Origin of the sequence: Ensifer sp. Root127 (genome assembly GCF_001425225.1) — a bacterium.
GTDB lineage: Bacteria > Pseudomonadota > Alphaproteobacteria > Rhizobiales > Rhizobiaceae > Ensifer > Ensifer canadensis.
Window position 1 is genome coordinate 1 of the sequence record NZ_LMDX01000008.1, and the last position, 11,937, is coordinate 11,937.

Sequence of the window (11,937 nt, forward strand, 5' to 3'; positions counted from 1 at the left end):
GTCGCCTCGCGACCCGCTTCGACCGCAACATCAAAAACTTCATGGGGGCAATCGCACTCGCAGCCGCCGTCATCTGGTGGTTGTGAGTCCGGACCCTAAAAGGAGACGGCGACGGTCCATGCGATCAGACAGAAATCCGAAGATTGGAGCCGCGATAGCATAGGACAACGCGTAACTGGACACGAGCCAGGATGCGTTTGCGGGCGTTATGTCGAAAGCCTGCGCGAGTGGCGCAAGCATGGCAGACAGCATGAACTCGGTCGCTCCGACGAAAAAGACGGCGAGAGCAAGAATATGCAAGAGAATTCGTGAGGGCACGAATATCCTCCATCAATGTCGTGTTGAGAGGTAACCGGCGCGCGAGTGTTTGCGGTCGCAAACATAGCACCGGAGCAAAGTCGAATGGGGGAATTTGGGGGGGCGACCGTACGCCCGCACGCAGGAAGAGCCTGCTATTGGTCTGCTTCTTATCTCAATGTGGATGAGAATGGAAGACCACTCCGATGATAGAAGCTGTTGGACAGCCGTTACTCGAACCCCGCGTAGTGGCGAATATGCGACGCTCAATCTCGGCTACGGCCAATCTGCGGTTTCCTTCACACGGTCTGGATTTGAAGAAATGGACGAAGTCACTGGTGACGGCCACGCCGAATTTCCGGACGATGGCGCAATCGAGATCGTGTTCGCTTACGACAATGGCGACGAGGCCATTCTAAAGGCCAAACCAGGGACTTCTTCAACGGTCTGCTAGTGGCAGCGAGAGGTCTCCGCGCAGCCGATGTTGCCGCTATGCGCCTCGAAAATCGCATAATGTATCATCTGGATTGTGCACTGCGGCCGATCCTTGAGAATGTGCCGTTTCATCGCGCCGTACTTTCGCGAACCTGAAGCTCGAAGCCCAAGTCGACGATCGGCGATTCAATTGGCCGGCCGGCAAGTCGATCCAGCACCATCCGCACCGAGCGCCGGCCGATTTCATAGCGCGGCGTGCGTACGCTGGTGAGCGACGGATAGGCGACGTGCATCATGTCGAGATCGTTGAAGCCGCAGATTGCCATGCTGTGCGGCACGGCGATACCCGCCCGCTGGCATTCGAACAGCACGCCCATGGCAAGGTCATCATTGTTGCAGAAGACCGCATCAAGATCGGCGACCTTGGCAAGCGCATCGGCCAGGAGCGGCGCACCGAGCGATACGCGTGAAGGCGTCAGCGTGGTGGTTACCAGCTTGGGATCAAAGAGCTGAGCGGTCTCCAGAGCCGAGCGGTAACCGGCGAGGCGACGCTGCGAGCGAGGATCCATTCGCGCTCCGATGAAGCCTATTCGGCGATATCCAGCCTCGATCAGATGGTTGGTCGCCGCCTTGCCGCCATCGAAGTGGGAGAACCCGACCAGCATATCGACCGGATCGTCGCCATACTCCATGATCTGCACGATAGGGCAATCCGCGCTCTCGAGCAGTTTGCGGGTCGTTTCGGTCTGGTCGATGCCGGACACGATCAGCGCCGATGGCCGCTGGCTCAAAAACATCCGCATCAGCCGTTCCTCTTCCCGGGGCGAATAGTGGGTATTGCCCATCTGTATCTGCAACGGACCGTCGCCGAGCTCGTCATAGATGCCTCTCACCGTGTCGGCGAAGACGATGTTTGTCAGTGACGGCACGAGAACACCGATCACATCGGCTCGGGAGGAGGCAAGCGCGCGCGCATTGGGGTCGGGCGCATAGCCGAGCTGGACCACCGCCGTATCGATCTCCGCGCGCAGTTCGGCCGAAACCAGCGACGGATCGCGTAGCGCGCGCGACACGGTAATCGCGGCAACCCCTGCCAGCTTTGCGACGTCGGCTATGGTTGGCCTCCCACTGCCGCGTCGGCTTGCCTTCCGGCTCTGGTCTTTGGAAGTGATGTCGTCCTTCACGTCGACTCCTGCTGGCTGCGTGAGCGCAGGGTCCCGACATCGATGCGGCCGACATACCAGTTCCCTGCGTCCACCTCATCGAAGACGACGGAGATTTCGCGCTCGGATAATCCGGTTGCCTCGGCAATCGCCACAATGACCTGGCTGCTGATTGCCGCCTTCTTGGCCGCAGGATCGTCGGCGAGGGTCTCGCGCACGATGGTGATCCGCACGAACGGCATGGCTGGCCTCCTGCCTCAGTCGAGTCTTGCGCCGTTGACCATCAGTCGAACGGCATAAAGCGAGCTGGTCGCGCAGATGTAGAGGATATTTCGCTTAGGCCCGCCGAACACGCAATTGGCGGTGTTTTCCGGCACTCTCACCTTGCCGAGCAAGGTGCCGTCCGGGTGGTAGCAATGGATGCCGTCGCGGGCGCTTGTCCAGATCCGCCCTTCGTCGTCCAGGCGGAACCCGTCAAAGAGGCCTACGGTGCAATCGGCAAAGACCCGCCCGCCCGATATCGCGCCCGGCTCGTTCACATCGAAGACGCGCATATGCGCAGGAAGGTCGGGCCCATGCGTCCGGCCGGTGTCGACGACGTAGAGCTCTTTTTCGTCAAGCGAAAAGGCGAGGCCATTCGGCCGCACCATGTCGGTAATGACGGCCGCAACCGCGCCCGTTTTCGGGTCGACACGATAGACGTGGCAGGCGCCGATTTCACTTTCGGCCTTGTGGCCCTCGTAATCGGACTCGATGCCGTAGGCGGGATCGGTGAACCAGATCGACCCGTCTGATCGCACGACGACGTCGTTCGGCGAGTTGAGCCGCTTGCCGTTCCAGCGATCGGCGACGGTGGTGATGCTCCCGTCATGTTCGGTGCGGCTGACACGGCGGCCACCGTGCTCACAGGTCACCAGACGGCCATGCCGGTCGGTGGTATTGCCGTTCGCAAAGTTCGACGGTTGGCGAAAGATGCTGACATGCCCGTCGGTTTCGTCATAACGCAGCATCCGGTCATTGGGGATATCCGACCACACCAGATAGCGCCCGGCGGCGAAATAGGCCGGCCCTTCGGCCCAGCGACACCCCGTGTAGAGCTGTTCCACTCGGGCGCTGTGATTGACCAGGCTGGCAAAGCGCTGGTCTACGATCTCGAAATCCTCGGCCATGGGTACCCTCATGCGGCAACGATCGCACTCTGACCGCGGCATGATAGCGCTAACATCACGGAAGTGAATAGCCTTCCTGCATCGGTGTCGATCGTCGCCGAAATTCAACTGAAAATTGGGAAGTTCGGTTCTCGGTAATCCGCAAATGTTACTTTACAATTTTTTGTGGTAGCGCTACCTAATTAAGAGACAGCGGTGTTTTCGGGAGGAGACCAGAGCGCCTCGTCAATGGTGAAAGCAGGCATCCAGCGTGCCGGTGCCAGAGAAGTTCGTGCCGTTCCGGGGGAAGAGTTCCCTCTCGAACCGGAGAACAAAATCAGTGGCGCGCCAATGGGAGGAAATGTCGATGGTGAAGTCACTCGCTGGCGGCATCGTTGCTGCCACTGCCTTTTTCATGTTGGGATCGGCCGCCTATGCAGAGCCGGAAGTGGTTTCAGGGCCCGCGGCGGAGCCGGAATGTTTCGCGCCCTGGTCGGCAGACACCAAATTCTTCAAGTTTCCGAAAAAGGACGGCCCATACCGCATCGCTCTTGCGAACGGCTACATTGCCAACACCTGGCGTATCCAGATGGTGCAGACAGCCAAGGCCTATGCCGCTCAGCCCGACGTCGCGGCCAAGCTGAAGGAGTTCAAGGTCGTATCGACGGGTGAGGACGTGCCCGCCCAAATCTCGGCGATCAACAACTTCATCGATTCCGGCTATGACGCCATCGTCGTCAACGCCCAGAACCCGACGGCATTCGCGCCCGTCATCAAGCGGGCGAAGGAAGCCGGCGTGGTGCTGGTTGCCTTCGATAACATCCTCGACACCGAGGACGCGATCAACGTGAACGTCGACCAGAAGGGGCTCGGCGGACTGTGGGGCGAATGGCTCGTCAAACATCTGCCGAATGGCGGCAAGGTACTCGAGGTGCGCGGTGTGGCCGGAACTTCGGTCGACACCGACCGGCACGATGGGATCCATGAGAAACTCCAGGCATCGGGCAAGAAATTCGAAGTCGTCGAGGTCATGGGAAAGTGGGATGACGCGGTGGCCCAAAAGGTGACGGCGGATGCGATCGCCACCAGCGGTCCCTTTGACGGCATTACCGGTCAGGGTGGCGATACCGGCATCGTCCAGGCGATGATCGACGCCAAACATCCGTTCGTGCCGTTTGGCGGCGAAACCGAAAACGGGTTTCGCAAGTTCTGCGCAGCACATGCCGCCGACGGCCTGAAATGCTCGTCGGCTGGAACCGGCCCCGCACAGGTGGCCGTTGCCATCAAGACGGCGATCGCCGCGCTCGAGGGACAGGTGGTGCCGCAGTCGGTCAAGTTGCCGTTGGCCATTGTCGAAGATCCAAATTTCAAGGAGGGCCAGGATTACTTCCAGTCCGAATCCGACAATTTCTTCGTCGGTAATTCCTTCCCTACCTGCGGCATTAATTTCTCCGCCCAGGAGATCATGAAGCAGAGCAAGGAAAACAAGTAGGTCGATCAGGAACGGGCACCGCACAGTCAGCCGTGTGGTGCCCGTCGTCCGTAACGGTTTCCCGGAGAGCGCAATGGAAAATGGCGGACCGCTCTTTTGCATGGAGGGGATATCGAAGCGCTATGGTGGGGTTCGCGCGCTTGAAAATGCCGCGCTGTCGGTCAGGGCAGGGGCCATCCACGCCGTACTCGGCGAGAACGGCGCCGGAAAGTCGACGCTCATCAAGATCATGGCCGGCGTCGTGGCTGCGGACGAGGGCCAGATGACGCTCGATGGACAGCCGGTGAAATTCGCTTCGCCGGCTGCCGCCAACGCCGCCGGGATCGTCTGCGTTTTCCAGGAGTTGTCGTTGATCCCAGAACTCAGCGTTGCCGACAATATCGTCATTTCCAATCCGCCGACGCGGTTCGGCATGATCGACCGCAAGGCCCAGAGGCGCCTGGCAGAGGAGGCGCTGGCGCGCGCCGGTGCCGTCGACATCCATCCTCTGGCTCTGGTCAAGGATCTGCCGCTGTCGCGCAAGCAGATCGTCGAGATTGCCAAGGCGCTAGCGCGCAAGCCGCGCATCCTCATCCTCGACGAGGCGACATCGGCGCTGACTGCGGCCGACGTTTCGAAGGTTTTTGCAGTGCTGAAGCGATTGCGTGCGGAAGGGCTGGCGCTTGTCTACATCTCGCATCGAATGAACGAGATTGCGGAACTTGCGGACGACTGCACGGTGTTTCGCAACGGCAGCAAGGTCGCGAGCTACGCGGCGGGCTCCAAGAGTGACGGCGAAGTCATCGAGATGATGATCGGCCGTGAGTATCACAGCGTCTACCCTCCTAAACCGGGCCGGCTTGCACAAACTGCGCCAGTGCTTGAAACACGAAATCTGTCCTGGGCGGACCGGCTCCACGACATCTCGTTTTCGCTCCGCTCGGGCGAAATCGTCGGTCTTGGCGGGTTGGACGGGCAGGGGCAGCGTGATCTCCTTCTAGCGCTGTTCGGGGTCCTGCGCGGGCTGCGCGGCACGGTCCTCGTCGACGGCAGCCCGATCAGCATCAGCAGCCCCGCGCAGGCGCGCCGGCACGGTATCGGCATGGCGCTCATCCCGGAGGACCGTAAGACCGAGGGGCTGATGCTGCCGATGACGGTGCGCGACAATCTCTCGCTTGCGTCGCTCGACCGGCTGACGCGCGGCGGGATCATCGACAGCGCGAAAGAGGAGAGCGCCATCAATCAGATGATGACGCTGCTCGCCATCAAGGCGGGGAATATTGATGCGCCCGTTGGAGCACTTTCGGGCGGCAACCAGCAGAAGGTCGTCATCGCGAAATGGCTGATGCGGCAGCCACGCATCGTCCTCCTCAACGATCCGACACGCGGCATCGACGTTGGAACCAAGCAGGAGATCTATCTGCTCTTGCGGCGCCTTGCTGACGCGGGCGCGGGCATCCTGTTCTATTCGACCGACTATGCCGAGCTCATCGGCTGCTGCGACCGGGTCCTCGTGCTTTATGACGGGGCGGTGAAGCGGGAACTGGTGGGAGCTGAGATAACGGAGCGCGCCCTGATCGCGAGCGCGCTTAACATCCCGTCCGCGGAACCATTCCATCAGGAGCCCGCGCAATGAACGACTGGCAGTATCGACTGGCCGAGCACCGGGGCACGCTGACTGCGGTTGCGATCTTCGTGGTGATGTTCATCATCTACACGGCGAACCATCCGGCTGGTTTCACAGCCAACGTTATTCATACGGCTGCCAACAAGGGGGTGCTGCTCGCCTTTGTCGCGATGGCCCAAACCATGGTGGTGATAACCGCGGGCATTGACCTCTCCGTGGGCATGATCTTCCTTCTCACCAACTGCCTGGCCTCATGGTTGGTTGTGGGCTCGCCGCTCGAAACGACCTTCGGCGTCGTTATCGTCCTGGCCGTCGGGGCTGTGTGCGGCGCGATCAATGGAGCCATCGTCATATATGGGCGGCTGCAGCCGATCGTGGCGACGATTGCGACGGGGGCGATCTATTTCGGTGTCGCCCTGTTGCTGCGACCATTTCCGGGAGGTTCCGTTAACGAGGGTCTGGCGGACGCCCTGACGGGACGGATATTCGGAGTCGTCCCGGCGAGCCTCGCGGCACTCGCGGCGGTGGTTGTGCTGATATGGGTGCCCTTCAGCCGGTCGGTCTATGGCCGGGCCGCCTATGCCGTAGGTTCATCCGAAACGGCGGCCTACATGTCTGGCATGCCGATCCGGCGCGGCAAGCTGCTTGCCTATACGCTTTCGGGCCTGGTGGCCGCCCTCGGCGGGCTGTTTCTCACTTTTTTCACGTATACCGGTGACGCGGCTTTCGCCAGCGGTAACGCCTACACGCTGTTCTCGATTGCCGCAGTGGTGCTGGGGGGCGTTTCGCTGTTCGGCGGCAAGGGCAGCGCCATCGGTGCCGTCTTTGGTGCGCTGGCGTTCCGCACGATCGGCGACCTTTTGTTCGTTTTCGATCTCGACCCGCTCTGGCAACCGCTTTTCCAGGGACTGATCCTGCTTGCGGCCATCAGCCTCGGCGCTCTGGCCCTTTTCCGGGTGCGCAATAGATTGGAGTGGTTCCTGTGAGCGAGACGGCGATGACGCACGTAAACGGACGCAAGCCGAACTTCCTGCGCAAACTCGATCCGGCGGTGGTCACCGCGTTCGGCTGCATCCTGCTGCTGCTTGTCCTTGGCAGCTTCTATTCGCGCAGTTTCCTGTCACCGGAGTATCTGCTGCAGCAATTGAAGGTGGCATCCTTCCTCGGCATCATCGCCACCGGCATGATGCTTGTCATCCTGCTCGGGCAGATCGACCTTTCCGTACCGTGGACCGTTGCAACGGGCGCCATGATGGCCTGCGCGGCTGCCGCCTACGGTCCGGTCGGCACTGCTCTTGCCATCCCTTTCGGAATCCTTTGCGGGATCGGCATCGGGCTCGTCAACGGCGTCGGGGTGGCATATCTGCGCATACCCTCGATGATCGTGACGCTGGCGACGAATGCCGTCGCTCAAGGGGTGATGGTGGTCTACACAGGCGGGTTCTCGCCGCAGGATTCCGCCACCGCGGCCATGCGCTATCTCTCCACCGGCGCCTTGATCCCCGGCATCCCGAATGTCGTCTTCATCTGGGGGCTGGTCGGCACGGCGATGGTCTTCCTGCTGCGCCGGACGGGCTTCGGGCGGGCCGTCTACGGCATAGGCAATCGCGAACGGGCGGCCTATCTTTCAGGGATCAATACCCGCCGCATCGTGATGACCGCCTTCGCCGCCTCGGGCGGGCTCTCGGCCTTCGGCGGCGTCCTGCTGGCAGGCTATGCTTCCAAGGCCTCGCAATCGATGGGCGATGCCTATCTGCTTCCTGCCATAGCGGCTGTTGTTCTTGGCGGAACCTCGATCCTGGGCGGCCGGGGATCCTATCTCGGCACTGTCGCCGGCGTAATCCTCATCACACTCCTGCAGTCAATCCTCTCCGTCACGCAGATGCCAGAGGCCGGGCGCCAGATCATCTACGGCGTGATGATCATACTCATGCTTCTGCTCTATGGTCGTGCGCCAGCCAGCCGTTAAGCTTGCTGAGAACAGAGGAAGCGCCACACGCATCCATCTGGCTTCACGCCAGGACGGCAGTCGATCCGGCAATGGGCTCGAAAGGCCAACCCGCGGGTTGGATGGCCGTCAAGGCCTATCGCCAGTCCTCACCTCGCTCTAGTTCGGATCGTACGGACCTGCCGTCCGCCAGGCGCTCGCGGCAGAAAAGTCACGGAAGGATCTACCCTCGGCGATCTGTCCTCGTGGGTCGTGCCGCAAACGATTGACACGCGCGACGACGGGTACCCGTTGGAAGAGCAACTGTGAAGACCGCAGAACGATGGAGGCGCTGTCGCTGGTCTCGGCCGGTCTTGGCATCGGCTGTGCGCCGGACGCTGGATCTACCCAACCGCAATTTGGACCTCAGGAAGGTGAGCGGTGTCGACTTCCGCATCGGGCCTGGGGTCGCCGGGAGCAAGGAAGATCCGACAGCCGCTCGCGACGACATCCTCGATATCGCCCGGTCGTTGGTCAGGTCGGGTGAGGGATTGGTTCTGGTTCCTGACACTCTGCAGACAGCACATTCAATCCTGAAACACCGAGTGGCGCATGACTTCCTCTACGAAATCGGAAACGATACGAGAGGGTTGCCGATTGGGTGGCAAGAGTAGCAACGTCCTGAAATAGACCGCAGGCTCGAAGGGACGCAAGGAAAGGCCGCGACCCACATAGGGCTCGGCGGTCATGGGATTGACCATTCCAATTCCCATCCCAGCCTGGACCATTGCGCAGATCGTGGTCGAGTAGGGCGTCTCAAGAACCATCTTCGGCTTGATGTTTTCGTTGAAGAAAATTGTCTCTGCCGATCGCCGTGTCGTGTCTTCTGGCGACAGCGCTATGAACGCTTCGCCATCGATATCTTGGGGTCGAATGACGTCGGCTGACTCCAGCCGATGCCCTGAAGGCACGGCGATCGATACCCGATAGCGCGCAAAGGGGCGTACGTCGACGCCTGCAATATCGATCTCATCTGCCGCAAGCCCGACATCGAACTGACCGCTCGCAACGAGGTCTTTCACCACGGAAGACATCTGTGCCTGGAACGTAATTGCGACGTTCGGGTGTTTTTTTTGGAAACCGCTCAACGCGCGTGGCAGCACGTTGGTGCTCAGAGCCGAAAGGCTGGCCACCCGGATTTCACCGGATCCGAAATCGCGGATACGGGCCGCTGCACTCTTGAGGTGGACCAGGCCTGAGAACGAGCCTTCCACCTCTCGGAAGAACATCTGTCCTTCGGAGGTGGGAAACATCCTGCCTTTCTCCCGGCGAAAAAGAGCAAAACCTATATCGCGCTCGAGCTCCTGGATCGCCTTGCTGACCGCAGGCTGCGAGATGCGAAGCACTTCGGCTGCGCGTGACGCGGTGCCGTTGGTCATCACTGCGTAAAAGACCTCGATCTGTCGGATGTTCATCGTACGCAACCTTATAACCAGGAAGAATAAGGTATCACTGTATTGATATTGGACGGAATGGGAATGCCCATGTTTAATCCGATCAAAGAAATCTCTCGGGAAGAAGGCAAGATGAAAGATCTCACCCAGTGCGTGATCACGCCGGACGTTGATATGGACGGTTTTGAAACGCTTGGCGCGGCGACCTATCGCGGCTCCACGATCGTGTTCAAGAACGCTGAAGCCTACAGGACGCGCGGCGAGCGGGGGCATCAGGGCTACACCTATGGTCTGTATGGCACACCCACGACGCGGACCCTGGAAGCAAAACTGACGGCGCTCGAGATGGGCGTGCGAACGTTCCTGGTCCCATCCGGGCAAGCTTCGAACTCGGTCGCCATGCTGTCGTTCTTGAGTACTGGCGATAGGATCCTGATTGCCGACAACTCTTATCCTCCGGTTCGCGACTTCGCCAACCGCGACCTCGCACGCTTCGGAATTGAGGTCGCCTACTATGATCCGGTGGCGATCGACGATCTCGAGCGGCAAATCGATGGCCGCACCAAGATTGTCTGGTGCGAGTCCCCTGGCTCCACGACGATGGAAATCCAGGACCTTCCGAGGATCGCGCAAATTGCCCATCGCCATGGCGCACTCGTCGGCTGCGACAATACCTGGGCAACGCCGCTCAACTACAAACCCCTCACGCTCGGCGCCGACATCGTCACCGAGGCCCTAACCAAATACGTCTCTGGCCACTCCGATGTGTTGATGGGCTCGATTACGGTGCGCGCAGAGGAGCACATCGTTCCCCTTCGCGCGACTCTCGGTCGCCTCGGCATCGGTGTTTCGCCCGATGATGCAACGCTTGTACTGCGAGGAATGGAAACACTTGGGGTGCGCCTCAGGCATGCCGCGGAAGGAGCTGCCGAGATCATTGCCCTGATTCAGCATCATCCCTTGGTCGAACAGGTACTTTACCCCTCGCTGCTGGATTTTCCGGGGCATGACATCTGGAAGCGTGACTTCCTCGGCGTGAGCGGGGTCTTCAGCGTGGTGCTGAAGCCTGAAGCGAGCAAACACGCTGCTGCGGCCCTCGACGTCCTGCGCACCTTTGCCATTGGTGCGTCATGGGGAGGAACGCGCAGCCTCATCGCACCCATGCCGGTCAAACAGAATCGTAGTGCCAGCCAATGGCATGGGGAGGATCTGGTTCTGAGGGTCAGCATCGGCTTGGAAGATCTGGATGACCTCAAAGCCGACATCGAAGCATTCCTCGCCGACATCGCCGAACGATCTGCGCCAGCGAAGGTCTCCAAGGCGAGCTGAAGACGTCTTCCAAAATTCTCACAACCAAAAAAATGGGGAACCAAAATGATACTGAAACTAATGAGCATGACCGCGATCTTCGTCTCTAGTCTAATCGTCGGGTCACCTTCGGCGTCCGCGCAAACGACACTTGCCAGCGTCAAGGCGCGCGGCTTTCTGAAATGCGCCGCTAGCCAAGGTACTGTTGGCTTCGGAGCTCCCGATGAAAAGGGTTATTGGCGCGGCCTTGACGTTGACACCTGCAGAGCGGTGGCGGTCGCAGTCTTCAACGACAAGGACAAGGTGGAGTTCGTGCCCCTGAGTGGCCAGCAACGGGTGCCTGCTCTGCAAACCGGGGAAATCGACATCCTTCCGCGGACGTTTACCTGGACTCTGCGCCGCGATGCGAACGGACTCAACTTCACGACCCCGAACTACTATGAGTTCACCGGCTTCATGATGCCGAAGTCGCTCGGGGTGACGAAAGTCGAGGAGATGGAGGGCGCCTCGGTGTGCGTCCAGACCGGATCGACGACAGAGGTCGTCGCAAACGACGTCTCGAAAGAGCACAATCTTGGTCTTACGCCGGTCGTGTTCGAAAACAGTTCCGCATTGAGCCAAGCCTTCTTCTCCGGCAGGTGTGACGCGCTTATCACCGATGCCGCAGCGCTCGCATCGATCAGGGCCACAAAGGCCGAAAATGCCGACGACTATGTGATCTTTCCCGCTACCAAGTTCATGGACGCGCTCACGCCGGCGGTCCGTCACGGCGACGACCAGTGGCTCGACATTGTCAATTGGTCTATCCAGGCCCTGATCACCGGTGAACAGCTTGGGATTACGCAGAAAAATGTCGCTGAGATGGAAAAGTCGGAAGATCCGCGCGTCAAGCGCTTCCTCGGCGTCGAGCCCGGAAATGGCGCCGCCATCGGTCTCGACGAAAAGTTTGCCGGCAACATCATCGCGAAGCTGGGCAACTACGGGGAGATGTTCGATCGCAACCTCGGCAAGGACAGTCCGCTGAAGCTGGATCGCGGTGCCAACCGGCTCTTTAGCGATGGCGGGTTGATGTTCCCGTTGGCGTTCCAGTAACCTTGGAGGCTGGCC

General features: G+C 60.3%; 12 protein-coding genes and 1 pseudogene. 8 read left to right on the plus strand and 5 right to left on the minus strand.

Going from position 1 to position 11,937, the window contains the following annotated elements; translation table 11 throughout:
- Nucleotides 1–69: 69 nt before the first annotated feature.
- The gene (locus tag ASD03_RS37480) at nt 70–318 is read right to left on the minus strand and encodes an MFS transporter (RefSeq protein WP_057220901.1); all 249 of its coding nucleotides are present in this window, start codon (nt 316–318) and stop codon (nt 70–72) included.
- 169 nt (nt 319–487) lie between these two features.
- Here ASD03_RS37480 and ASD03_RS10725 point away from each other — a divergent pair, with 169 nt between their 5' ends.
- Nucleotides 488–751: a hypothetical protein gene (locus ASD03_RS10725; RefSeq protein WP_244494291.1), complete on the plus strand. Its 264-nt coding sequence runs from the start codon at nt 488–490 to the stop codon at nt 749–751.
- Nucleotides 752–860: 109 nt separating this feature from the next.
- Here ASD03_RS10725 and ASD03_RS10730 read toward each other — a convergent pair whose 3' ends face one another.
- From ASD03_RS10730 to ASD03_RS10740, 3 genes are read right to left on the minus strand one after another with little or no spacing between them, the layout of a single operon-like run.
- Entirely contained in the window at nt 861–1,916 is a 1,056-nt protein-coding gene (locus ASD03_RS10730; protein WP_244494292.1) for a LacI family DNA-binding transcriptional regulator, read from the minus strand.
- The gene (locus ASD03_RS10735) at nt 1,913–2,137 is read right to left on the minus strand and encodes a tautomerase family protein (protein ID WP_057213357.1); all 225 of its coding nucleotides are present in this window, start codon (nt 2,135–2,137) and stop codon (nt 1,913–1,915) included. Before ASD03_RS10735 ends, ASD03_RS10730 begins: the two co-directional genes overlap by 4 nt.
- 15 nt (nt 2,138–2,152) lie before the next feature.
- Nucleotides 2,153–3,064, minus strand: a complete 912-nt coding sequence (locus tag ASD03_RS10740) for an SMP-30/gluconolactonase/LRE family protein (protein ID WP_057213360.1) — start codon at nt 3,062–3,064, stop codon at nt 2,153–2,155.
- A 346-nt stretch (nt 3,065–3,410) separates the two neighbouring features.
- On the opposite strand from ASD03_RS10740, the gene ASD03_RS10745 reads away from it, so the two are divergent.
- The 5 genes and pseudogenes from ASD03_RS10745 to ASD03_RS40370 all read left to right on the plus strand — a co-directional run.
- Nucleotides 3,411–4,535, plus strand: coding sequence for a sugar ABC transporter substrate-binding protein (locus tag ASD03_RS10745; protein ID WP_057210211.1), 1,125 nt, complete (start codon nt 3,411–3,413; stop codon nt 4,533–4,535).
- Between the two features lie 73 nt (nt 4,536–4,608).
- A complete protein-coding gene (locus tag ASD03_RS10750) occupies nt 4,609–6,150 on the plus strand; it encodes a sugar ABC transporter ATP-binding protein (RefSeq protein ID WP_057213363.1) in 1,542 nt (513 codons plus the stop codon).
- Nucleotides 6,147–7,127 carry an ABC transporter permease gene (locus tag ASD03_RS10755; protein WP_057213366.1) on the plus strand — a complete coding sequence of 327 codons (981 nt, stop codon included), beginning with the start codon at nt 6,147–6,149 and terminating at the stop codon, nt 7,125–7,127. The genes ASD03_RS10750 and ASD03_RS10755 overlap by 4 nt, the downstream gene beginning before the upstream one ends.
- Entirely contained in the window at nt 7,124–8,110 is a 987-nt protein-coding gene (locus ASD03_RS10760; RefSeq protein ID WP_057213370.1) for an ABC transporter permease, read from the plus strand. The genes ASD03_RS10755 and ASD03_RS10760 overlap by 4 nt, the downstream gene beginning before the upstream one ends.
- Nucleotides 8,111–8,390: 280 nt before the next feature.
- Nucleotides 8,391–8,613 (plus strand): annotated as a pseudogene (locus ASD03_RS40370) (hypothetical protein); the annotation flags it as partial.
- Between the two features lie 42 nt (nt 8,614–8,655).
- Here the strand turns inward: ASD03_RS40370 and ASD03_RS10770 are convergent.
- The gene (locus tag ASD03_RS10770) at nt 8,656–9,543 is read right to left on the minus strand and encodes a LysR substrate-binding domain-containing protein (RefSeq protein WP_057210137.1); all 888 of its coding nucleotides are present in this window, start codon (nt 9,541–9,543) and stop codon (nt 8,656–8,658) included.
- Nucleotides 9,544–9,654: 111 nt separating this feature from the next.
- Between ASD03_RS10770 and ASD03_RS10775 the strand changes: the two genes are divergently transcribed.
- Both ASD03_RS10775 and ASD03_RS10780 read left to right on the plus strand, forming a co-directional pair.
- Nucleotides 9,655–10,851: a PLP-dependent aspartate aminotransferase family protein gene (locus ASD03_RS10775; RefSeq protein WP_057210212.1), complete on the plus strand. Its 1,197-nt coding sequence runs from the start codon at nt 9,655–9,657 to the stop codon at nt 10,849–10,851.
- Between the two features lie 45 nt (nt 10,852–10,896).
- On the plus strand, nt 10,897–11,922 hold the full coding sequence (locus ASD03_RS10780) for an amino acid ABC transporter substrate-binding protein (protein WP_057210138.1): 1,026 nt from the start codon (nt 10,897–10,899) through the stop codon (nt 11,920–11,922).
- Nucleotides 11,923–11,937: the final 15 nt, after the last annotated feature.